Here is a 22,949-nt window from a genome sequence, read left to right on the forward strand (position 1 = left end):
ATGACTGATCTGTCCGTGGCAAACAACACCCAGTCGATGGCGTTTGATGTACAAGCCATTCGCCGCGACTTCCCGATTCTCCATCAAGAGATCAACGGGAAGCCGCTGGTGTATCTGGACAATGGCGCATCGGCGCAGAAGCCACAGGCCGTGCTGGATGCCATGGACCGCTATTACCGCGAGATGCACTCCAACGTACACCGTGGCGCCCATACCCTGGGTGATCGTGCGACGGCTGCGTTTGAAGGCTCCCGGGAAACCGTGCGCGAATTCCTTAATGCGCCCAGCACCCGCGAAATCATCTGGACCCGCGGCACCACGGAAGCCATCAACCTGGTGGCCAACGGCCTGGCCCCACGCCTGAAAGCCGGCGATGAGATTCTGGTCAGCCACATGGAACACCACGCCAACATTGTGCCCTGGCAGATGGTGGCCGAGCGCACCGGTGCCAGGGTTGTGCCCATTCAGGTGACACCGCAAGGCGAGCTGGACCTGGATTCGTTCAACAGCCTGCTGAATGAGCGCACCCGGGTGCTGGCGATCACCCACGTGTCCAACGTGCTGGGCACCGTCAACCCGATTGCGCCCCTGATCGAACAGGCGAAAAAACAGGGTGTACTGACCCTGGTTGACGGCGCCCAGGCGGTGCCCCACTTCCAGCCGGACGTTCAGGCTCTGGGCTGTGATTTCTATGTATTCTCTTCCCACAAACTGTTCGGGCCCACGGGCATTGGCGTGCTTTATGGCCGCGCCGAACTGCTGGAAGAAATGCCACCTTACCAGGGCGGTGGCGAAATGATTGAGCGGGTATCGTTCGAACGAACCACCTGGAATGTGCTGCCCTACAAATTCGAGGCTGGCACCCCGGCTATTGCCGAAGCAGTGGGCCTGGGTGCCGCTATCGACTATCTGAACTCTCTGGACAGAAAGGCCATGGAAGCGGCAGAGAATGCCTTGCTGCGCCAGGCCAATGAACTGGTCGAAACCGTACCAGGCATGGAGATTATCGGCACCGCGAAGCAGAAAGTACCGGTGATGTCGTTCAAGATTGCCGGCCTGCACCCAAGCGACATCGGCACTCTGCTGGATCAGCAAGGCATCGCCATCCGCACCGGCCACCATTGCGCCATGCCATTGATGGATTTCTACGGAGTACCCGGTACAGCCCGGGCTTCGTTTGCGTTCTACAATACGCTGGAAGAGGTCGAGAAACTGTTTACCGGCCTGCAAAAGATCCAGCGCCTGTTTGCCTGAGGAGGTGGAAACATGACAGCCGAAGTCTTCACCCCAAGCGATGTGAACGTGACTATGACCCCAACGGCGGTCAAACACGTTCGCAAACAACTGGACAAGAAACCGGAAGCCAAAGGCATTCGCCTGGCCATCAAAAAGAGTGGCTGTTCCGGCTTCAAGTATGAAACCCAGTGGGTAGAAACACCGGAATCCGATGATCGTATTTTTACCATCGACGGCGTGGATGTGTTCGTAAAACAGGAACACCTGCCACTGGTGAACGGCATCGAAATCGACTTTGTCACCGAGGGTGTGAACTCCCTGTTCCGCTTCCGCAATCCCAACGCCACCGCTGAATGCGGCTGTGGTGAAAGCTTCACGGTGGCGTAAAGCACAGAGATAGGACTGATCAAACATGCAAGAACGCGAAGTCGTCCTGACCAAACGCGAAGTGGAAGCCCGCCTGGTACCTGCCGGCACGGAAATCATGATTCCGTCAGACACCTTTGTGACCATTACCCAGTCCCTCGGCGGCAGCTTCACCGTGGCGGTCAACGGCAATCTTGCCCGCATTGAAGGCCACGACGCCGATGCCCTGGGCAAGCAGCCGCTGGAAAGCAGCTTCGAGACCCCGGAAGACGGCACCATCAACGAAAACCAGGTATGGGAAGCGCTGCGTAACTGCTATGACCCGGAAATCCCGGTGGACGTGGTCAACCTGGGCCTGATTTACGAATGCCGGATTGAGAACGGCACCGAAGACGGCAATCACGTTTACATCAAAATGACCCTGACCGCGGCTGGCTGCGGCATGGGGCCGGTAATCACCGACGATGTGAAGCGCAAGGTGGAGCATGTCCCCAATGTGGACAAGGTTACCGTTGAGCTGACCTTTGATCCGCCCTGGAACAACGATATGCTCACCGACGAAGCCAAACTCGAACTGGGAATGCTATGACCGCCAGCAAGGAACAATTTCTGAACAACCCCCTGGGCAAAGACACCACCCTTGAAGACGTTCTGGATGCATTTGAGTTTCTGGACGACTGGGAAGAACGCTACGCCTACATTATCGATCTGGGCAAACAGCTGCCCGGTTTTCCGGATGATGAGCGGGTTGAAGAAAACTACGTACACGGCTGTCAGAGCCAGGTATGGCTGATTCATCGTTACGATGAGGACAGCGGTAAACTGTTCCTGCTGATCGATTCCGATGCCATGATTGTGCGCGGCCTGGCCGCCATCATTCTGGTGGCCCTGAACGCCAAGACGCCTCGAGAGCTGCTGGCCACCGATATCGATGAGCTGTTCGAGCAGCTGGATCTGTTCCGCCATATTTCCCCGACCCGGGGCAACGGCCTGCGGGCCATGGTCGGCAAGATCCGGGATATTGCGGCGGCCGAGGCCGCCTGAGACTTACCAGATAATGGCCAGGTCATCGCGCTGAACGTTGATCAGGCCACCTTCCGTGGGGATTCGCCCGTTACTGAAATCCGGATGCACGTTGTCCAGTGTCAGCGTCACCCCGGTATCTGACAGTTCGGGCGTACCGTCCAATGAATCAAAGTACCGCTGGCTGCGGTACAGATCGAGTTCATCCCCCGGTCGCAGCCCCGCCGTTGCACCGGAGGCAAGGGTTACCCGGTTGCCATCCACACGGGTTATCCGGGCCATGAACGGCTGACAGGCCAGAGCATTGTTAACGGCGGCGGTCATCTCGGCAATCACACCTTCAACCGCCTGCCCCCACTCGGAACCTTCAAAGCCCGCCGAGGCAAAACCTCCGGTACCACTGCCATCCGGCTGCCACCGTGCCGAGGTTTCAAACCGCTGCCGGAAGACCGGGGAACCGCTGAAGCCATCAAACACCATCACTTCGGCCTCAAACCGGCGCGAGGTGTCGGCCATTCCGATACCTCGCTGCATGCGATCCAGAATTGAGCTGCCCCAGGCGCCGGGGTCGGCCAGGCCAATATCCCGAATCACACCCGCCACCACAAACTGAGCCCCCAGTTCCCGGGCCAGCTGAACCACATTCGTCAGCTGATTGCTGGCCGGGTTTTTCTGAGACGTGGGCGCATCCGGCAGGTTGCTGAACAGCTGTAACGATGTCGCCCCCAGCACCTGCAATTGCCCCTGTTGTTGCAAGCGAGCCACCAGTTCCCGCGGCAACTGTTCGCCGGCGTCATCCAGGGCCGCACCGCCACCCTGCTCCGGACGGGTGATCGGGAACGCGGTTACCGCCACCCGTTTACGCAAACCGGATGCCTGCCCGGCCTTGCAGCTGCCAGCCTTGCCTTTGGCATCCGACATCTCTGCCCGGACAATCACCCGCAGCAGATTGCCACTTCGGTACTCATCCACAATCGTGGCATTACGAACCTGGGCCATGGCCGACAGCTCGGTACGAGAGCCCACAAGCTGTCCGTTCTCCATGGTATCCCGGGTGCTGACCCTGGCCTGATATTGCAGCGCCAGGTCGCGCATCGCCGCCTGACGCGCCTCAGTGCGGGCCTGATCCAGATTATTCTCCCGGATATTGGCATGCCCCACGCCTTCAAGGACCACGCCTTGGGCAAGGCCGGTACACAAGCTCAGCACCCAGAACAGAAGCATTGTTCTCATCATGGCAATTCAACCCACCGGAACGATACCGGTTCAATCACGGCGTTCATCAACAGACCTAATCCAGGTAGTACAGGGAATCTGTACGTCGGGCCTCAACATCCCCTACACGATCATTCCGTCTGGGCATGGGAATGGCACAGACATCCTGCACCTGATCGTCCGCCACCTTCGCCACACATTCCCGAAATCTTGGCTCCAGGCGCAGCTCCATCACCGTTTCCACCACGCCATCGCTATGCTCATTCACCGCCACCATCCGGGCGCCGCGAATGTAGCTGTCCACATAGGTGCGGAAACTGTCGTTCTGCAGAACGAAGTCATTCACAGTGGAACTGCCGTAGATCACGGTACCGTAGACCCGCTCTGCCAGATTCCGGTAGGCATCCAGCTGTGAAGCCCTTCGAGCAAGTAACCGCTTGCGGGTATTGACCCGGTCGGCCTGAACATTCTCATAAGTACCAAAACCACTGACCCGAACCGTAATGGGCTCAAAGGTTTCGGTCCTGGCCTGATCGTTCCGGTAGCTGCCTACCGGCGCACAGGCGGCCACGGCAAATGCCAGAACAGGAACAAGGATCCAGCGCAACGTCATTATCTTGTCTCCGGAAAACACTTTCACCAGAACCATGAAAGAATCACGCCACATTCGACAAGCCAATGATCTTTGGACGGTTTCGATTATTCAGCGCAACTCTTTGCCCATGCAGGCGGCAAAAAGCTGCCTTTGTTTACACATACAGAACAAACCGTTACCGGTTGTGCGCTGTGTCACGAAATAAACTGGTCTAACCTTTCAGACACTTAATGATTTGTTCATGCAATAAAACCAATTCAGGACCGCCCATGAAAGCAAACCGCCTCAGCAAACTGTCCCTGGCCATCGGCCTGTCTGTTGCCACCACGTCTGCACTGGCAAGCCCGCAAGCCTTTTTGTCTGCCCGCTCCTTCGCCATGGGCGGAACCGGCGTCGCCGTTGCCCACCCCTCTGCTGCACCGAGTGCCAACCCGGCCATGATGGCTGCTGAACAGCACGACTGGGCAGACGATTTCGGTCTGATGCTGCCGTCTGTGAATGCGCGTGCGGCCGATGAGGAAGAGGTGATTGATCAGGTTGATGATATCCAGGACCAGATCGAGCAGTTTGAGGACCTGAAGTTTTCCAATCAAGCCGATGCCCAGGCCAAAGCACGGCAACTCGTAGACAACCTGGAAGCCTTTGACCGCGACACCATGCGTGCCAATGCAGGCTTGGGACTTGGCCTTGCTATCCCCTCAAACTCCTTGTCCTTTGGCTTCTTCGCCAACGCCAATCTGACAGCGACTGTGCGCGGTGAACTGGACGAAAACGACCTTGACCTTCTAAATGACATCGCTAATGGCGTTCGCCCGCCCGCCACTACAGATCTTGATACAGAGCTGAACTCACGCGGCAGAATCCTGGCCTCTGCAGTAGCAGAAGCCGGCATCAGCATCGCTCACTCGTTTATGCTTTCTAATGGCAACGCATTGCAGCTTGGTGTCTCCCCCAAATACGTGCAACTACAAACCTTCCAGTACACCGAAGAAATCTCAGACTTCGAGGATGATGATTTCGACAGTGACGAATACGAAACTGACAAAAGCGGCTTCAACCTGGACATCGGTGCTGCTTATGCCTTCGGTGCTGAAAACCAGTGGAACGCCGGCGTCGTCGTCAAAAACCTGATCCCGATGGAACTGGATTCGGCCCAGAATCATCCGAGCGAAGAAAAATACACCCTCGAACTCAACCCGATGGTCACCGCAGGTATCGCCCACAAGAGCGACTACCACGTAATCACGGCAGAAGTGGACGTGACCAAGAAAGAAGCCTTCGGGTATGAAGACGATACCCAGTGGCTGGCCCTGGGCGCGGAATTCGACGCCTGGCGTTACGCCCAGCTGCGCGCAGGTGTTCGCCACAACCTGGCCAGTAACGACGACAACGACGGCATCGAGGAAGACACTCAGTTCACCGCAGGTCTCGGCCTGAACATCATTGGTGTTCGCGTGGATATCGGCGCCCTGTACAGCAGCGCCGATGTCGGCGCAGCCCTGGAACTCGGCACCTCCTTCTAAGCCGACGCCCCCGGCCGCAAAAGCCCGGTCTGCCCTGCGCAGCCCGGGCTTTCTTATTTCACGCTGCCTGTTTGCCTCTGGACGGTCGTGGCCGGATAATCGCGGTTACCGATGAATTGGCAATCAGGAACAAACTGCATTATGCAAACCTATCTGGTGGGCGGCGCTGTCCGCGACAAGCTGCTCGGCCTGGGCGTTAAAGACCGGGATTGGGTAGTGGTTGGTGCCACCCCGGAAGACATGATCCAGCGAGGCTTCAAACAGGTAGGGGCGGATTTTCCGGTTTTCCTGCATCCGGACACCGGCGAGGAATACGCCCTGGCCCGGACCGAACGCAAGCAGGGGCGCGGGTACCACGGTTTCAGCGTTTACAGTGCACCGGATGTCTCCCTGGAAGACGATCTTCGCCGCCGTGACCTGACCATCAACGCCATGGCAGAAACCGAGAACGGCGACTTGGTGGACCCGTTCAACGGCCATGCGGACCTGGAACAGAAAAAGCTTCGCCATGTGTCTGAAGCCTTCGCCGAAGATCCCCTGCGCATCCTTCGCACCGCCCGCTTCGCCGCCCGCCTGCAGCCACTCGGGTTCAGCATCTGCCGGGAGACCATGGCGCTGATGCGGCAGATGGTCACCAGTGGCGAACTCGGAGACCTGGTACCGGAGCGGGTGTGGCAGGAAGTTCAGAGGGCATTGCATGAACAGGCTCCAAGCGTGTTCTTCGATGTGCTCCGGGAGCTCGGCGCCCTGCAGGTGCTGATCCCTGAATTGACCGATGAACAGCCTTTCCGCCAGGGTCTCAGCGCCCTGCAGTGCATCCACCGCAAACAGGGGTCTACCGCCCAGCATTACGCGGCCCTGCTCAGTGGCGTGCCCGAGCCAGACGCCGTTGCCAGGGCTAAAGCCATGAAAAGCCCCAACGACTGCCGGGAACTGACCCACCTGGCCTGCCTGTTCATGGCTCAGTTGAACGGCGCATCGCCTGAAACCGGGCTGACACCGGAACTCGCAATGGAGCTTCTGGACACAGCGGATTTCTGGCGCCGGCCCGATCGTTTCGGCGTTTTGCTGGGCACCCTCGCCTGCACCCTTCAGAGCGAACCCGCCCATTTAGTTCAGCAACTGGAACTGGCCGCACATCGGGCCCAGAGCGTAACCCCTCACCCGTTCCTGCAAAAAGGCATTCAGGGTAAAGCTCTGGGCGAAGCAATCCGGAAAGAGCGCGTAGCCCGTATTACTGAGGCACTGCACTTACCGGAATAAGGAAAAATATCCCATGCCCCACCCCGTCGCCCTGATCACCGGTGCAGCCCATCGCCTGGGCGCCCACACAGCAGAAACCCTGCATGCTCGCGGCTGGAATGTTGTGATTCATTACCGTGGCCGTCAACAACAGGCCCGCGCACTGGCCGACAAGCTGAACCAGCAGCGCCCGGAATCCGCCGTGTGTTACCACGCCGATCTCACCGACATGAACCAGCTCCGGCAACTGGCGGAACAGGCCTGCGCGCAGTGGGGGCAGTTGAATGCGCTGGTCAATAACGCTTCCGTGTTTTACCCCAACCCCACCGAAGATGCCTCCGAACAGGACTGGGACACGATACTGGGCGCCAACCTGAAAGCCCCCTTCTTCCTGCTTCAGCAGTGTTTGCCTGCGCTAAAAGCGGCCTCCGGCAGTGTGGTCAACATGATCGACATCTACAGTGAGAAACCACTGAAGGACCACCCCCTTTACTGCGCCAGTAAGGCGGGGCTGGCAGCACTAACCCGCTCCTGGGCCAAAGATCTGGCACCGGATGTTCGGGTAAATGGCGTGTCGCCAGGCGCCATCCTCTGGCCGGAAGGCGAATCAGCCGTGGACGCAGCCCACCAGCAGGCCATTCTCGATAAAACGCCCCTGACCCGCACAGGCAACCCCGCCGACATTGCCGGTGCCATTGCCTACCTGGTATGCGACGCGCCGTTTATCACCGGCCAGATACTGTCGGTGGATGGCGGCCGCAGCCTGAATATGTGATCACCCGCACCAGAACAACCCCGACCTTCGTTGTTTTGGCCGGCAAGCGCTTTACCGCTACAATGCCTGCCATTCTTATAAACGGGCGCCACCCAACCAGGTGCCCAGATTAACGGAGAGTTCTCATGCGTGATGTTGTTATTGTTGCCGCCAAACGCACCGCCATCGGCAGCTTCGGTGGTGGTCTGTCCAGCCTGCGTGCAGACCAGCTGGGTACGGCCGTGATCAAGGCCGTGATGGAAGAAACCGGTGTCGCCGGCGACCAGATCAATGAGGTTATCCTCGGCCAGGTACTCACCGCCGGCTGCGGCCAGAACCCGGCCCGACAGTCTGCCATCAATGCTGGCCTGCCAGCTTCCGTGCCAGCCATCACCATCAACAAGGTCTGTGGCTCCGGCCTGAAAGCCGTGCACATGGCGGTTCAGGCCATCCAGTGCGGCGATGCAGAGATGATCCTGGCCGGCGGTCAGGAAAGCATGAGCCAGGCTCCCCACGTACTGCCCAACAGCCGCAACGGTCAACGCATGGGCAACTGGAGCATGATCGACACCATGATCACCGACGGCCTGTGGGATGCCTTCAACGATTATCACATGGGTATCACCGCTGAGAACATCGTCGAGAAATACGGCATCACCCGGGACGAGCAGGATGCCTTTGCCGCCGCATCCCAGCAGAAAGCCGTCGCTGCGCAAAAGGCCGGCTACTTTGACGGCCAGATTGTTCCTGTCACCATTCCCCAGCGCAAAGGCGACCCACTGGTGGTGGACAAGGATGAGTGCCCCCGCGACGGCGTCACCGGCGACAGCCTGGGCAAACTGCGCCCGGCCTTCAAGAAAGACGGCTCGGTAACTGCCGGCAACGCTTCCTCCCTGAACGACGGCGCTGCCGTGGTGATGGTGTGCAGCGCAGACAAGGCGAAAGAGCTGGGCCTGACCCCGCTGGCAACCATCAAAGCCCACGCCAATGCCGGCGTGGACCCTACCATCATGGGCACCGGCCCGATTCCGGCCAGCCAGCGCTGCCTGGAGCGGGCGGGCTGGACTGTTGATGACCTGGACCTGATCGAAGCCAACGAGGCCTTCGCCGCCCAGGCAATTTCCGTTAATCGGGACCTGGGCTGGGACACCGCCAAGGTAAACGTGAACGGCGGTGCCATTGCCCTGGGGCACCCGATTGGCGCTTCCGGTTGCCGTATTCTGGTCAGCCTGCTGCACGAAATGACCCGCCGCGATGCCAAGAAAGGTCTGGCCACGCTGTGTATTGGCGGTGGTATGGGTGTGGCCCTGGCCGTTGAGCGCTGATGCTGCACGTGGTCCTGTACGAGCCGGAGATACCGCCGAACACCGGCAATATCATCCGGCTCTGCGCCAACACCGGCTGCCAGCTGCACCTGATTGAACCCCTGGGATTCTCCCTTGAGGACAAGCAGATGCGGCGTGCCGGGCTGGATTACAGCGAATACGCTACGGTAAAGATCCATCCGGATTACGACAGCTTTCTGGCCACCGAGCAGCCTTCGCGGCTGTTCGGTCTCACCACCAAGGGAAGTCGCCATTACCACGAGGTAGTGTTCCGGGACGGTGACTACCTGATGTTTGGGCCGGAAACCCGGGGCCTGCCGGAAGACGTGCGCAACGGGCTACCCGCCGAACACCGTCTTCGGGTACCCATGCGTCCGGAAAGCCGCAGCCTCAACCTCTCCAATACCGCAGCTCTGGTAGTTTACGAGGCCTGGCGGCAACTTGGGTTTGAGGGCTCGATCTGACCTATCCCGGGTAATCACCCACAAAAAAACCGGCCGAAGCCGGTTTTTTCGCTGAGTAGCAGCGCTTAGTGAGTCTGCTCTTCCTTGGCTTCACCCGCCGCTTCTTCCTGCTTGCGCTTGAGCGCCTGGGCATAGATCGCGTCGAAGTTAACCGGAGCCAGCATCAGGGCCGGGAAGCTGCCCTTGTTCACAATGCCGTCAATCGCTTCGCGGGCATAGGGGAACAGAATCGTCGGGCAGTAGGCGCCGAGCATCTGGCCAAGCTGCGGGCCTTCAATGCCGGAGATCATGAATACGCCGCCCTGCTGGATTTCGACGATGTACGCCACCTTCTCACCGACCTTGGCCGTTACGGTCAGGGACAGAACCACTTCATACTGGTTGTCGCTGATCTTGTTATGGGAGGTGTTCAGATCCAGGTTTACCTGGGGCTTCCACTGCTCCTGAAAAACCAGCGGAGAGTTGGGCGATTCAAAAGACAGGTCCTTCACATAGATGCGCTGAAGGGCAAACTGTGGTTGGTTCTGGTTGTCGTTGCCTGCGGCTTGCTGATTCTCAGCCATGATCAGTCCTTTCGTTCTCGTATTATGGGGCCAGGCCCGTTGTTATGTCGTCGTCTGCCGGAACAGTCTACTGCCAGGTTCCGAATGGTAATGTGAAACAGTGCGTCAGATCGCCACTCAGATCAAGCCCTGTTACTTTTTCACAAGTGGCAGGTTGCTGGCCTTCCAGTCGGTAATGCCACCATTCAGACGCACCACATTGCTGAACCCCTCGGCATTGAGCTGCTTGACCGCCATGGCGGCATGCTGCCCCATCTTGTCGACAACAATAATCTGCTTGTCTTTGTGCTTGCTCAGCTCATTAACGCGGCTTTTTAGACTATTAAGCGGAATGTTCACCGAGCCGGTAATGCGGCCTTCGTTGAAGTCTTTGCGATCGCGGATGTCCAACACCACCGCTTCATCCTTGTTGATCAGCGTAACCGCGCCCTGGGCCGAGATCTTGGCACCACCCCGGCGCGATTCCAGCACGATGATGGCCAGCAGGAACGCCACAAACAGCGACACCAGAATGTAGTGATTAACAACAAATTCAAACAAGCGGTCCATGAAACTACCCTGACAATTGGTTTGGCCGGATTATACACACCCACACCGGCTCACAGAAGGCAGTCGCCCCGCCATGATAGCGTCAGCACATCGTGATCATGAGCAATGCTTCAGCGAACGCGCGTGGTCTGAGTAAATGAAAACGGTTACAATCTGCCCCACTCAAATTCTGTTCTTTTTGCAACCAAGCGGACGACACGATGACCGAGACGCGCAAGCCCACTGCACTGATAATTCTCGACGGCTGGGGCCACCGTGACCCGGCGGAAGACAATGCCATCTCCAACGCCAACACCCCGTTCTGGGACAGGATCTGGCAGAACCAGCCGAAAACCCTGATCAACACCTCAGGGATGTTTGTTGGCCTGCCCCAGGGCCAGATGGGCAACTCCGAAGTGGGCCATATGAATCTCGGCGCCGGCCGCGTGGTGTATCAGAGCCTGACGCGCATCGACAAAGATCTCGAAGATGGCGATTTCCAGAAGAATGAGGCCCTTTGCAACGCCATCGACAAGGCTGTTGCCAATGGCAAGGCCGTACACCTGATGGGCCTGCTGTCTCCGGGCGGCGTCCACAGCCATGAAGATCATATTCTGGCGGCAGCTGAGCTGGCTGCAGCCCGTGGTGCCAAAGAAGTTTACATCCATGCCTTCCTGGATGGCCGTGACATGCCACCACGCAGTGCCCGCCCTTCTCTGCAAAAAGCCGCCGCGAAAATGAAAAGCCTGGGCGTTGGCCGGGTAGCCACCATCGTTGGCCGGTATTTTGCCATGGACCGGGACAACCGCTGGGATCGCGTGGAAGCGGCCTATAACGCCATGAGCCTGGGCGAAGCCGAGTTCATCAGCGACGACCCGGTGGCGGCTCTGGAGCAGGCCTATGAGCGTGGCGAGAACGACGAGTTCGTGAAGCCCACCCACATCCGGGCCGATGGCGAGCCCGAGGGCATCATCAATGACGGCGACGCCGTGTTGTTCATGAACTTCCGTGCCGACCGCGCCCGGGAAATGACCCGCACCTTCGTAGAGCAAGACTTCGACGGTTTCGACCGCCGCAAGCACCCGGAGCTGGCAGATTTCGTGATGCTCACCGAATATGCCGCTGACATCAAAACCTCCTGCGCCTACCCGCCCGAGCAACTGGCCAACGGCCTGGGCGAGTACATGGCGAAGCAAGGTAAAACCCAGCTGCGCATTGCCGAGACCGAGAAATACGCCCACGTGACCTTCTTCTTCAATGGCGGCCTGGAAACTCCCTTTGAAGGTGAAGATCGCATTCTGGTGCCATCTCCCAAGGTGGCCACCTACGACCTGCAGCCGGAAATGAGCGCACCGGAGGTTACCGACAAACTGGTTGAAGCCATCAAGAGCGGCAAGTACGACCTGATCGTCTGCAACTACGCCAACGGCGATATGGTTGGCCACACAGGCAAGCTGGACGCCGCCATCAAGGCCGCCGAGTGCCTGGACCAGTGTGTACAGCGTGTGGTTGAGGCCCTGGATGAAGTGGGTGGCGAAGCCTTGATTACCGCCGACCACGGCAACTGCGAGCAGATGACCGACCCCAACTCCGGCCAGGTACACACCTCCCACACCATTGGCCCTGTACCTCTGGTTTACACCGGCCACCGCAAGGTGAACCTCCGGGATGACGGCAGCCTGTGCGATATCGCACCGACGCTGCTGGCCCTGATGGGTACCGAAAAGCCTTCGGAAATGACCGGGCACAGCCTGGTCGAGTTCGACTGATCGCTCCGCCGGTAAAGGTGTTGCGTAAACTGACCGTCGTGGTGCTGGCCCTCACATTGGGGGCTGCACCTTTAGGCGCCCAGCAGGATGTGACCCCCGAACAGGTCGAGGCGCTGAAGGAGCGTATCGCCGACATCGACCGCTGGCTGGCCGATGCCGAAGAAGACAGGTCAACCCTTGAACAGCAACTGGCGGCCACCGAGCGCAAAATCAGCACCCTGACCCGGGAACGCCGTACCCTTCGGCAGCAGGTCCGGGAACAGCAGGAGCGCCTGGCCGAGCTTCGCGCCCAGGAAAGCGAGCTGGCCAATACCCTCGAACAGCAACGGGAAAACCTGAAACTACAGATCCGGGCAGCCTGGATGGAAGGCGACGCGCCGGCTCTGAAAGTGCTGTTGAACGAGATTGAGCCCGGCGAAGTTGCCCGCACCCTGACCTACTACGAATACCTGAGCAAGAATACCGTCTCCCGCCTGGAAGCGTTCCAGCGCAGCCTTCAGGAACTGAAAGCCGCCCGCGCCGCCGTTCAGGCCACCCGCACCGAACTGGCCAAGACCGAAGCCGATCTGGAACAGCGCCAGCAGCAACTGACCCAGAGCCGGCAGGACCGGGCCAGAACACTGGCCGCCCTGAATGACGACATCCAGAACCGCCGTAGCGAGCGCCAGTCCCTGGAAGCCGATCGCCAGCGCCTGGAGCAATTGCTGAAAGAGGTGCAGCAGGCCATTGCCAGCATTCCGGCCCCGAACGAATCCAGCCCGTTCAAATCCCGCCGTGACAAACTGCCCTGGCCCGCGAAAGGGCGGGTAGTCAGCAATTACGGCGCCGTGTACGCCGATGGCAAACTGCGCCGTAACGGCATCCTGATGAACACCGCCGAAGAAGCCGAAATCAAGGCCGTGCACTATGGCCGGGTGGTATTTGCCAACTGGCTGCGCGGGTTCGGGCTGATCACCATCATTGATCACGGCGATGGCTACATGACCCTTTACGGCCACAGCAGCAGCCTGTTCACAACCCCCGGTGACTGGGTGCGCCCGGGCGAGACCATTGCCCTGGCCGGACGCACCGGCGGCACCGAGGACCCGGCCGTGTATTTCGAGGTACGGAGCAACGGCAAACCCGTGAATCCCAGGAGCTGGCTGGGCAAGCCATAACAGGGCTGACAAACGGCGTTGCGGGCGCCATACTGTCCGGGTCAGGAACCAGTCCAACTATTGGAAACAAAACAGGATATGTGAATGAAACGGGCCAGAAGTACACTCAAGACCTCGCCATTGCGCACCATGATTCTTGCCACCTGTTGTTTCACAGCCCCCGGACTGGCCCTGGCACAGGATCAGGACGCTCAGACCCAGCAGATTCTGGACTCCATTCAGAGTGGCGAGCGGGTTGAACTGAAACTTCCAGACCCGGAAGAACAACTGCCGCTGGAAGACCTGCGCAAGTTCACCGAAGTGTTCAGCCGCATCAAAGACGCCTACGTGGAAGATGTCTCCGACACCCAGCTGCTCGAGAGCGCCATCAAGGGCATGCTGTCCGACCTGGACCCGCACTCTACCTACCTGGCCCCCAAGGATTACGAGGAACTGGAAGAAAGTACCTCCGGGGAATTTGGCGGCCTTGGCATTGAAGTGGGCATGGAGAACGGCTTTGTCAAAGTCATCTCTCCGATCGACGACACCCCGGCCCAGAAAGCGGGCGTTCAAGCCGGCGACCTGATCATCAAGCTGGACGAAAAGCCGGTGAAGGGAATGTCGCTGGAAGAAGCCGTCAACCTGATGCGCGGCAAGCCCGGCACGGTGCTTACTCTGACCATCATGCGCGAGGGCGAAAGTGCGCCTATCGAGATTGATGTCACCCGGGATGTGATCAAAGTCACCAGCGTTAAATCCCGGATGATCGATAACGGCTACGGCTATGTCCGTGTCACGCAATTCCAGGCCGAGACTGGCCGGCAGTTCCTGAAAGCCCTCAGCGATCTGGAAGACGAACACGGCAACGATCTGGACGGCCTGATCATTGACCTTCGCAACAACCCCGGCGGTGTGTTGCAAGCTGCCGTAGAGACCGCGGATGCCCTGCTGGACGAAGGCCTGATTGTTTACACCGAAGGCCGTATCCAGAGTTCACGCCTGCGCTTCAGTGCCAAACCCGGCGACGTCATGGCTGGCACACCTATTGTCGTGCTAATCAACGGTGGCTCTGCTTCCGCGTCGGAAATCCTTGCCGGCGCGCTCCAGGACCATGAACGTGCGGTGGTGATGGGTACCCAGTCCTTCGGCAAGGGCAGTGTTCAGACGGTTATACCGCTGGACGAGACCCACGCCATCAAAATGACCACAGCCCGTTATTTCACGCCGGATGGTCGCTCCATCCAGGCCACCGGCATCAAGCCGGACATCGAGGTGCGCCCGGCGGAATTGAAAGAACTCGACAGCAGACCATTCTTCACCGAAGCCGACCTGAGCGGTCATCTTGAAGGGGAGAATGAGGAGGAGGCCCGCAAGGCCAGAGAACAGGCTGCGGAAGCACAGGCTTCTGCGGCCGACCGGGACTATCAGCTGCGGTCGGCCCTGAACCTGCTGAAGGGCTTGCACATCCTTAACCGGAAGAACGACAGCAAGCCGCAGGAAAACGCCCAGTGACTTTACGCTCGACCCTCGCGCTGCTGGCGCTTCTGGCCATCAGCCCTGTCGCTGCGTTTGCGTCAGGGCCGGGTGAACCCCAGCAGCCCACCATTGCCATCATTATTGATGACATGGGCCACAATCGGTACGAGGGCGAGCGACTGGCAAAGCTTGACCAGCCCCTGACACTGGCCTTCCTGCCTTACCGGCGCCACACAGTTCCCTTGGCGAAGCTGGCCCACGCCCAATCCAAGGAAATCATGTTGCACGCCCCGATGGCCAACACCCGCAACTTCGGTCTCGGCCCGGGCGGACTGACACCGGATATGGACGAGACGACCATCACCACCACCCTGCGCCGGGCACTGCAGTCCATTCCCTTTGTCAGCGGTGTGAACAATCACATGGGCAGCCTGCTTACCCAGCAACTGGAACCCATGGACTGGGTCATGAAAGAGCTGGACCGCTACCCGGTGTATTTCGTCGACAGCCGCACCATTGCCAATTCCATCGCCGGCAGTGTGGCCGATGCCTACAACATCCCGAGCCTGACGCGCGATGTGTTTCTCGATCACGAACAGACGGAAGAGTTTGTCGACAAACAGTTCAAACTGCTGATTCAGACCGCCAGGGAAAAAGGCACGGCCATTGGTATCGGACACCCCCACAAGGTCACCGTGGATTATCTGGAGAAGCACCTGCCGATGCTGGATGAACAGGGCATTGCCATCGCCACGGTCAGTGGTCTCTGGGCCATGCGCAACGGTAATCGGGAGATGTTTGCGGAAGGTGAGAAGCAGGCCATTCGGCCTGCCTATGCACGCAGCAATTAATCGCGGACTTCGATGCCCTGAGCCTTCATAAAGGCTTTGGCTTCAGGGATGGTGTGCTGACCGAAGTGGAAGATGGATGCCGCCAGCACCGCGTCTGCGCCACCCTGGGTAACGCCATCCGCCAGATGCTGTAGCTCACCGACACCACCTGAAGCAATCACCGGTACGACTACCGCATCGCTGATGGCACGGGTCAGGCCAAGATCAAAGCCGATCTTGGTGCCATCACGATCCATGCTGGTCAGCAGCAACTCCCCTGCCCCCAGCTCAACCATTTTCTTCGCCCACTCTACGGCATCCAGCCCGGTTGGCTTGCGACCACCGTGGGTAAAGATCTCCCAGCGCGGCTCCTCGCCTGCTGCGCTCACGCGCTTGGCATCGATGGCGACGACAATGCATTGCCGGCCAAAACGCTCCGCTGCCTCCCGCACAAACTCAGGATTGAAGACTGCGGCCGTATTGATGGAGACCTTGTCGGCTCCGGCATTGAGCAGTTTGCGGATATCATCGACGGTGCGCACGCCACCGCCCACGGTCAGCGGGATGAACACTTCCGCCGCCATGCGCTCTACCGTTTCGTAGGTGGTGTCGCGGCTTTCGCTGCTGGCCGTGATGTCCAGGAAAGTGATCTCGTCCGCGCCCTGCTCATTGTAGCGACGGGCCACTTCCACCGGGTCGCCGGCGTCGCGGATATCGACAAAATTCACGCCTTTAACCACACGGCCTTTGTCGACGTCCAGACAGGGGATGATGCGTTTTGCCAATGCCATTGTCAGTCCTCAGTTTTTCAGGCTGTCGCAATAGGCTTGCGCTTCCGCCACATCCAGAGTGCCTTCGTAGATGGCGCGGCCGGTGATAGCACCGATGACACCTGTGTCGGCAACGGTGGCCAGGCGCTTGAGGTCGTCCATGTTGGTAACGCCGCCAGACGCAATCACCGGGATGCCACCTTCCTCTGCCAGCTTGGCGGTGGCTTCGACGTTCACGCCCTGCATCATGCCGTCACGGGCGATGTCGGTGTAAACGATTGAGGATACGCCGTCGTTGGCGAAGCGCTTGGCAAGATCTACCGCCATGACTTCAGAGACTTCGGCCCAGCCGTCGGTGGCGACGCGGCCGTCTTTGGCGTCCAGACCCACAATAATGTGGCCGGGGAATTCCTTGCACATTTCGGTGACGAACTCAGGCTCTTTAACCGCCTTGGTGCCGATGATGACCCACTGCACACCAGCCTTCAGATAGGCCTCAATGGTTTCCGCCGAGCGGATGCCGCCGCCGATCTGGATGGGCAGATTCGGGTACTTCACGGCAATTGCCTTTACGATCTCACCGTTTACCGGCTCGCCGGCGAAAGCGCCGTTAAGGTCAACCAGGTGCAGGCGGCGAGCGCCAGCATCTACCCACTTGGTGGCCATGTCGACGGGGTCGTCACCGAATACAGTAGAGTCTTCCATGCGGCCCTGGCGCAGTCTTACGCATTTGCCGTCTTTCAGATCGATAGCGGGGATAATCAGCATTTTCCGGTCCAGTTCGTAAAGTTTTCCAGCAACTGCAGCCCCGCCCGGGCACTTTTCTCAGGGTGGAACTGCACTGCAAAGATGTTGTCTCTCGCCACCGCTGCCGCCAGGTCGACACCATAATGAGTGCGGCCGGCCATGTCGGCGTTGCCTTTAGCTTCGGCATAGTAGCTGTGCACAAAGTAGAAGCGGTCGCCGTCCGGTATGTTGTGCCATAGCGGGTGGTCCTGAGTGTGGTACACCTGGTTCCAGCCCATGTGAGGCACTTTCAGGCGTTCGCCGTTTTCAGTGAGGTTGTCGCCGAAGTAGCGGACTTCAGACGGGAACAGGCCGATACCTTCCACTCCGCCGTTTTCTTCGCTGCGGGCCATCAGGGCCTGCATGCCAACACAGATGCCGAGGAACGGGCGGTCCTGGGAGACTTCTTTGACGAGTTCAACCACGCCCAAACCGTGCATTTCGGCCATGCAGTCACGGATGGCGCCCACACCGGGCAGAATCACCCGGTCAGCTTCACGGATTTTGGCGGCATCGTCTGTAACCAGTACGGTGCAGTCCGGGGCCACGTGCTCCACGGCTTTGCGGGCGGAATGCAGGTTGCCCATGCCGTAGTCGATGATGGCGACGGTCTTCATGGTGGTTCTGTTCCTTTCGGTGACCGGTTACAGGGCGCCTTTGGTGGACGGGGTGATACCCGCCATGCGCTCGTCCATTTCAATCGCCATGCGCAGTGCGCGGCCGAAGGCTTTGAACACAGTTTCGATCTGGTGGTGGGTGTTCTTGCCCTTCAGGTTGTCGATGTGCAGGGTCACCATGGAGTGGTTCACGAAGCCCTGGAAGAACTCGGCAAACAGGTCGACATCAAACCCGCCCACACTGGCGCGGGTGTAGGGTACGTCCATGAGCAAACCGGGGCGACCGGACAGGTCGATGACCACGCGTGACAGGGCTTCATCCAGGGGCACATAGGCGTGGCCATAGCGGCGAATGCCTTTTTTGTCGCCCACGGCCTGTTTGAAGGCCTGGCCCAAAGTGATGCCGATGTCTTCCACGGTGTGGTGATCGTCGATGTGCAGGTCACCCTTGCAGGTAATGTCCAGATCCACCAGGCCATGGCGGGCAATCTGGTCCATCATGTGTTCAAGGAACGGCACACCGGTGTCGAAATTGGCTTTGCCGGTGCCGTCGAGGTTGATCTCGACGGTAATCTGGGTTTCGAGGGTATTGCGTTCTACCCGAGCCTTGCGTTCGGCCATGGAGACTCCGTTGAAAACTGGCTTGTTACCGTAAACTTTGTTTGCGGATTATACCCGTTAACTCAACCGGAGTCCCGCAACCGGATCAATGACCCTGATAGCTCAGAACGCTTTTTTAAGGTTGGCCATGTAGGTGTCCACAAGGCTGTTGAATTCGTGTTTGATCACCGGGCTGATGGCCAGCTTGAGCAGGCTCGGCAGGGGAACGGTCAGCTCTGCGCTGGTCTGGAATTTCACTGCGGTGGCGTTGTCGGCTTTGGCAGTCAGGGTCCAGGAACCGCTGACAACCCCGTTGCCCTCGCCCTTGATGGGAGACCAGGTAATTTTGCCGGCGTCTTTGTCGGCGTGGTAGGTGCAGGCGTAAACCGACTGGATAGCGTGTTTGTCGACGCCCACTTTTTCCATTTCCCAGCGGTAGGCGTTATCGCCCAGGTCCACCAGTTTATCGACTTTCGGAAAGTGGCTGGCAGATTTGGGAACGTCTGCCAACAGATCGAAGACTTCATCATAGCTTGCCGGAATTTCCAGATCCCGGTTCAGCTCAATCGATACGGTAATGGCCACAGCCGACTCCTTCTTATGTTTATTTGTGCCTCGGGGCTGGCTGCCCCGGCGGATAAATTGGGGGTGTATTTTGAACCAAGACTACCGCATTGTCATATTCCTGCACTGTTAATTTGCTAACCCTGCGTTATCCTTTGCTTTATTCACGCAATAAAACGCCGGCCACCAGCCTGCCGACAGGAAAAGGAACCCAGCCATGAAAGTTATCCGCTATGCGATCTACGCCGTTATTGCGCTGCTGTTACTGGCAGTGGCCGCCGTCGCCATTGCGGTTGCGGTGATCAACCCCAACGATTACAAACCCCAGATTGAAGCGGCTGTTGAGAAGCAGACCAATCTGGACCTGATGCTGGAGGGCGACATTGGCTGGTCTTTCATCCCCCTGGGCCTGGAGCTGAATCAGGTTGAGGCCAACCTGGACGGCCAACGGTTTGTCGCGCTGGAGCAACTGATTGCCCAGATTGATTTCTGGTCTCTGATTGCCATGTCTCCGCAGGTAAACACCTTTCTGCTGAATGGCCTGGATGCACACCTGGAAGTTAACGAACAAGGCGAAGGCAACTGGACCCGGATAATGCGGGAGAAGAGCGCCACCGCAGAGGCTGGCACCGATGCCGCCGAACAACAACCCGCCCAGGAAACGGCCGAGCCTGAGTCACAATCCGCCAGCGGCGAGGCTCTCAACTTTAATGTCGAGAACGTTGAAATCAGTAACGCCAGCGTTCACTACAACGATCTGAGCACCGGCCAGTCCGTTACGCTGGAAGACTTCACCGTGACCGCCAGTGATATCACCCTGGGCTCCGAGTTCCCCCTGGATATCCGCTTCCGTGTTGAAACCAGCCAGCCGCAGTTTGCGGTAGACGGCAGCATAAACGCCCGCATCCAGGCAAACCAGGCGCTCAACGAATTTGCGGTATCTGGACTGAACGCTGTTTTTGATATGTCGGGCGAGCCGTTTGGTGGCGAATCAGTGACCGCAGAACTGGCCGGCTCCCTGGCCGCCAACCTGGAAAACGAAACCGCTTCCCTGAGCGACTTCTCCGCCAGCCTGGCCAATCTCAGCCTCAATACCAACCTGAATGTAAAAGGCTTTGGCGACAAACCGGCTCTGGACGGTCGCATTGAGATTTCCGAGTTTTCCCTAAAGGAGCTTCTCAACAATCTGGGACAACCCGCCATTGAAACCACGGATCCTGAAGTACTAAAAGCGATCGCGCTGTCGACCAACCTCGGTGGCGAGCCCGGCGTTGTCGCGCTGTCTGATCTTGCGATCGACCTGGACGATACCCGCTTCAACGGTGGCGGCAGCTACAACCTCGCCTCAGGTGGGCTGGTGTTCGACCTTGAGGGTGACAAGCTGAATGCTGATCGTTACCTGCCACCCTCGGCCGAAGGCGATTCGCAAGGAGCAGGCAACGGGGACACACAGACCGACAGCAACACTCAAACAGCTGGGGCATCCCAGCCTGAAACCGACCTGCTGCCACTGGACACTCTGCGCACCCTGCTGCTGGACATTGATTTCGGCCTGGGCGAGCTGATTGTCAGCAACCTCACCATCAACGACATCGCCGCCAGCACCACCGCCAAAGATGGACTGCTGCAAGTGGACGAGTTCAGCGGCAAGCTCTATTACGGCAGCTTTGGCGCCAACGCCACCATCGACGCCCGTACCGACAACCCGAAATGGCGCATCCGCTCGGACGTTACCAACGTACAGACGTTGCCGTTGTTAACCGATCTGGCCGAGGTAGACATGCTCTCTGGTGGCGCTAACCTGAAAGTGGCTGTCGATACCACTGGCAACCGGATTTCTGCCCTGCGTGAAAACGCCAACGGCGAGATCAGCTTTAACCTGGCCGAAGGCGAGTTCCGCCAGATGAACCTGACCCGTATGGCCTGCCAGGGTATCGCCCTCGCCAACCAGGAATCCCTGACGACCACTGACTGGGGCACGACTACCCCGTTCAACGACATGCGCGGTACTCTTAAAATCGACGGTAACACCCTTAACAACACCGACCTGGTCGCGGCGCTTGCGGGCATGCGCCTGGAGGGCAACGGCACCGTTGATCTTGAGCAAACTGACCTGGACTACGAACTCGGCCTGCGCATTGTTGGTGAAATTCACCGGGACGAAGCCTGTCGCGTGACCGAGTATGTGGAAAACGTGGTCATTCCCGTGGAATGCCGGGGCAACTTCGCCGAAGACCCAGCCGGCTTGTGTTCATTTGATGGCTCCCGCTTCCGGGACACCCTGAAAGACATTGCGGCCAACGCTGCCAAGGCAAAAGCCCGTGAAGAAGTTGACCGCGCCAAAGAAAAAGCAGAAGAGAAGGTGCAGGAAAAACTGAAAGAAAAGCTGGGCGAGGATGCCGGCGGGAAGGTGAAGGACGCCCTGAAGGGACTGTTCAACTGATGCCGGACCGTTTCGCCGACAAACTGCTTCGCTGGTACGACCAACACGGCAGGCACGACCTGCCGTGGCATCACAACCGCAACGCTTACCGGGTCTGGGTGTCGGAGATCATGCTCCAACAGACCCAGGTAACTACCGTGATTCCTTACTTTGAAGCCTTCATGGCCCGTTTTCCCGATGTGCACGCCCTCGCCTCGGCGCCGGTCGATGATGTGCTCGGCCATTGGTCCGGCCTAGGCTATTACGCTCGGGCACGCAACCTGCACAAGGCCGCAAAACAGGTAGTGGATGAGTTCGGCGGCGAATTCCCGGCCGACCAGGAGCAACTCGAAAGCCTCACAGGAATTGGCCGCTCTACCGCCGCTGCCATTGTCGCTCAGGCCTTTGAAAAACGCGCAACCATTCTGGATGGCAACGTGAAACGCGTGCTGGCGCGCTACCATGCCGTTCCCGGATGGCCGGGACAGACTGCCGTGCTGAACCAGCTCTGGGTGCACGCGGAGAGCCACACGCCAGAAGCCCGAATCAAAGACTACACTCAGGCGATCATGGACCTGGGCGCCATGGTGTGTACCCGCAGCAAGCCCGGATGTGAGGCCTGCCCCGTGAAGGATGGCTGCCTGGCCTACGCCCGTGACGAGATTCGCCTGTACCCGGGTTCAAAGCCCAAGAAGGAAAAACCGGAAAAAACCACCTGGATGCTGATCCTGGAAGACGCAGAGGGCCGAATTTTACTGGAACGCCGGCCACCCAGTGGCATCTGGGGCGGCCTGTGGAGCCTGCCCGAACTTGACCCGGCCTATGGCGCAGATGAACTGCAGGACGCCTGTGCCAGGGAGCTCGGGCTGAACTGCCACAGCCCGGAACCCATCAGCGGTTTTCGCCACACCTTCAGTCATTATCATCTGCACATACAACCGGTACGCCTGCCCTTGGCCGGCAACACCCAGGTTGGCGATTCCGACCGCTTGCGCTGGCTGCACCGGGATGAAGCCCTCAATCTGGGACTGCCCGCCCCGATCCGCACCCTGCTGACGGAACCCGAGCAAGCCACCCTGCTGTAATCAAGCCAAGGTGCCGGATGGTCTGTTATCATGCCGGCATACTGACCTCAGCACAGGAGC

Annotated in this window: 24 protein-coding genes; 15 read left to right on the forward strand and 9 right to left on the reverse strand. The window is 58.9% G+C overall.

Annotation, left to right across the window (positions count from 1 at the left end; all coding sequences use genetic code 11):
* From C7436_RS08775 to C7436_RS08790, 4 genes are read left to right on the forward strand one after another with little or no spacing between them, the layout of a single operon-like run.
* Complete coding sequence (locus C7436_RS08775) at positions 1-1,254, forward strand: aminotransferase class V-fold PLP-dependent enzyme (RefSeq protein ID WP_121207525.1); 1,254 nt, start codon at positions 1-3, stop codon at positions 1,252-1,254.
* Between the two features lie 12 nt (positions 1,255-1,266).
* The gene (locus C7436_RS08780) at positions 1,267-1,623 is read left to right on the forward strand and encodes a HesB/IscA family protein (RefSeq protein WP_011786597.1); all 357 of its coding nucleotides are present in this window, start codon (positions 1,267-1,269) and stop codon (positions 1,621-1,623) included.
* A 25-nt stretch (positions 1,624-1,648) separates the two neighbouring features.
* A complete protein-coding gene (sufT, locus tag C7436_RS08785) occupies positions 1,649-2,191 on the forward strand; it encodes a putative Fe-S cluster assembly protein SufT (protein WP_022990808.1) in 543 nt (180 codons plus the stop codon).
* The gene (locus C7436_RS08790; RefSeq protein WP_121207527.1) at positions 2,188-2,646 is read left to right on the forward strand and encodes a SufE family protein; all 459 of its coding nucleotides are present in this window, start codon (positions 2,188-2,190) and stop codon (positions 2,644-2,646) included. Before sufT ends, C7436_RS08790 begins: the two co-directional genes overlap by 4 nt.
* Positions 2,647-2,649: 3 nt before the next feature.
* Here C7436_RS08790 and C7436_RS08795 read toward each other — a convergent pair whose 3' ends face one another.
* Together C7436_RS08795 and C7436_RS08800 are read right to left on the reverse strand one after the other, a co-directional pair.
* Complete coding sequence (locus C7436_RS08795; protein WP_121207529.1) at positions 2,650-3,861, reverse strand: flagellar assembly protein T N-terminal domain-containing protein; 1,212 nt, start codon at positions 3,859-3,861, stop codon at positions 2,650-2,652.
* 55 nt (positions 3,862-3,916) lie between these two features.
* Positions 3,917-4,453 (reverse strand): LPP20 family lipoprotein, encoded by a 537-nt coding sequence (locus C7436_RS08800; RefSeq protein ID WP_031210035.1) that lies wholly within the window; start codon positions 4,451-4,453, stop codon positions 3,917-3,919.
* 251 nt (positions 4,454-4,704) lie between these two features.
* Here C7436_RS08800 and traF point away from each other — a divergent pair, with 251 nt between their 5' ends.
* The 5 genes from traF (at position 4,705) to trmL (ending at position 9,743) form a co-directional block, all read left to right on the forward strand.
* Positions 4,705-5,958 (forward strand): conjugal transfer protein TraF, encoded by a 1,254-nt coding sequence (traF, locus tag C7436_RS08805; protein ID WP_228198084.1) that lies wholly within the window; start codon positions 4,705-4,707, stop codon positions 5,956-5,958.
* Between the two features lie 141 nt (positions 5,959-6,099).
* A complete protein-coding gene (locus C7436_RS08810) occupies positions 6,100-7,221 on the forward strand; it encodes a multifunctional CCA tRNA nucleotidyl transferase/2'3'-cyclic phosphodiesterase/2'nucleotidase/phosphatase (protein WP_121207532.1) in 1,122 nt (373 codons plus the stop codon).
* A gap of 13 nt (positions 7,222-7,234) precedes the next feature.
* A complete protein-coding gene (locus tag C7436_RS08815) occupies positions 7,235-7,975 on the forward strand; it encodes a pteridine reductase (RefSeq protein ID WP_121207534.1) in 741 nt (246 codons plus the stop codon).
* A 125-nt stretch (positions 7,976-8,100) separates the two neighbouring features.
* A complete protein-coding gene (locus C7436_RS08820; protein ID WP_014422522.1) occupies positions 8,101-9,279 on the forward strand; it encodes an acetyl-CoA C-acetyltransferase in 1,179 nt (392 codons plus the stop codon).
* Positions 9,279-9,743, forward strand: a complete 465-nt coding sequence (gene trmL / locus C7436_RS08825) for a tRNA (uridine(34)/cytosine(34)/5-carboxymethylaminomethyluridine(34)-2'-O)-methyltransferase TrmL (protein WP_022990802.1) — start codon at positions 9,279-9,281, stop codon at positions 9,741-9,743. Before C7436_RS08820 ends, trmL begins: the two co-directional genes overlap by 1 nt.
* A 65-nt stretch (positions 9,744-9,808) precedes the next feature.
* Here trmL and secB read toward each other — a convergent pair whose 3' ends face one another.
* Both secB and C7436_RS08835 read right to left on the reverse strand, forming a co-directional pair.
* The gene (secB, locus tag C7436_RS08830) at positions 9,809-10,306 is read right to left on the reverse strand and encodes a protein-export chaperone SecB (RefSeq protein ID WP_014422523.1); all 498 of its coding nucleotides are present in this window, start codon (positions 10,304-10,306) and stop codon (positions 9,809-9,811) included.
* A gap of 132 nt (positions 10,307-10,438) precedes the next feature.
* On the reverse strand, positions 10,439-10,855 hold the full coding sequence (locus C7436_RS08835; RefSeq protein ID WP_014422524.1) for a rhodanese-like domain-containing protein: 417 nt from the start codon (positions 10,853-10,855) through the stop codon (positions 10,439-10,441).
* A 200-nt stretch (positions 10,856-11,055) separates the two neighbouring features.
* Here C7436_RS08835 and gpmM point away from each other — a divergent pair, with 200 nt between their 5' ends.
* From gpmM to C7436_RS08855, 4 genes are all read left to right on the forward strand, one after another.
* Entirely contained in the window at positions 11,056-12,603 is a 1,548-nt protein-coding gene (gene gpmM / locus C7436_RS08840) for a 2,3-bisphosphoglycerate-independent phosphoglycerate mutase (RefSeq protein WP_121207536.1), read from the forward strand.
* A 56-nt stretch (positions 12,604-12,659) separates the two neighbouring features.
* On the forward strand, positions 12,660-13,760 hold the full coding sequence (locus C7436_RS08845; RefSeq protein WP_121207907.1) for a murein hydrolase activator EnvC family protein: 1,101 nt from the start codon (positions 12,660-12,662) through the stop codon (positions 13,758-13,760).
* 84 nt (positions 13,761-13,844) lie between these two features.
* Entirely contained in the window at positions 13,845-15,251 is a 1,407-nt protein-coding gene (locus tag C7436_RS08850) for a S41 family peptidase (protein WP_014422527.1), read from the forward strand.
* A complete protein-coding gene (locus C7436_RS08855; protein WP_014422528.1) occupies positions 15,248-16,066 on the forward strand; it encodes a divergent polysaccharide deacetylase family protein in 819 nt (272 codons plus the stop codon). Before C7436_RS08850 ends, C7436_RS08855 begins: the two co-directional genes overlap by 4 nt.
* On the opposite strand, the gene hisF is transcribed toward C7436_RS08855, so the two are convergent.
* From hisF to C7436_RS08880, 5 genes are all read right to left on the reverse strand, one after another.
* Positions 16,063-16,836: an imidazole glycerol phosphate synthase subunit HisF gene (gene hisF, locus C7436_RS08860; RefSeq protein ID WP_011786612.1), complete on the reverse strand. Its 774-nt coding sequence runs from the start codon at positions 16,834-16,836 to the stop codon at positions 16,063-16,065. The genes C7436_RS08855 and hisF overlap by 4 nt on opposite strands.
* Before the next feature lie 9 nt (positions 16,837-16,845).
* Positions 16,846-17,583, reverse strand: a complete 738-nt coding sequence (hisA, locus tag C7436_RS08865; protein WP_011786613.1) for a 1-(5-phosphoribosyl)-5-[(5-phosphoribosylamino)methylideneamino]imidazole-4-carboxamide isomerase — start codon at positions 17,581-17,583, stop codon at positions 16,846-16,848.
* Positions 17,577-18,218: an imidazole glycerol phosphate synthase subunit HisH gene (gene hisH, locus C7436_RS08870; RefSeq protein WP_121207538.1), complete on the reverse strand. Its 642-nt coding sequence runs from the start codon at positions 18,216-18,218 to the stop codon at positions 17,577-17,579. The genes hisA and hisH overlap by 7 nt, the downstream gene beginning before the upstream one ends.
* 27 nt (positions 18,219-18,245) lie before the next feature.
* Positions 18,246-18,839 (reverse strand): imidazoleglycerol-phosphate dehydratase HisB, encoded by a 594-nt coding sequence (gene hisB, locus C7436_RS08875; RefSeq protein ID WP_011786615.1) that lies wholly within the window; start codon positions 18,837-18,839, stop codon positions 18,246-18,248.
* A 102-nt stretch (positions 18,840-18,941) separates the two neighbouring features.
* On the reverse strand, positions 18,942-19,403 hold the full coding sequence (locus C7436_RS08880) for an SRPBCC family protein (RefSeq protein WP_121207540.1): 462 nt from the start codon (positions 19,401-19,403) through the stop codon (positions 18,942-18,944).
* Between the two features lie 196 nt (positions 19,404-19,599).
* On the opposite strand from C7436_RS08880, the gene C7436_RS08885 reads away from it, so the two are divergent.
* Together C7436_RS08885 and mutY are read left to right on the forward strand one after the other, a co-directional pair.
* The gene (locus C7436_RS08885) at positions 19,600-21,825 is read left to right on the forward strand and encodes an AsmA family protein (RefSeq protein WP_121207541.1); all 2,226 of its coding nucleotides are present in this window, start codon (positions 19,600-19,602) and stop codon (positions 21,823-21,825) included.
* A complete protein-coding gene (gene mutY / locus C7436_RS08890; protein WP_121207543.1) occupies positions 21,825-22,889 on the forward strand; it encodes an A/G-specific adenine glycosylase in 1,065 nt (354 codons plus the stop codon). Before C7436_RS08885 ends, mutY begins: the two co-directional genes overlap by 1 nt.
* The last annotated feature ends 60 nt before the right edge of the window (positions 22,890-22,949 follow it).

Source organism: Marinobacter nauticus (assembly GCF_003634635.1).
Taxonomy (GTDB): domain Bacteria; phylum Pseudomonadota; class Gammaproteobacteria; order Pseudomonadales; family Oleiphilaceae; genus Marinobacter; species Marinobacter nauticus.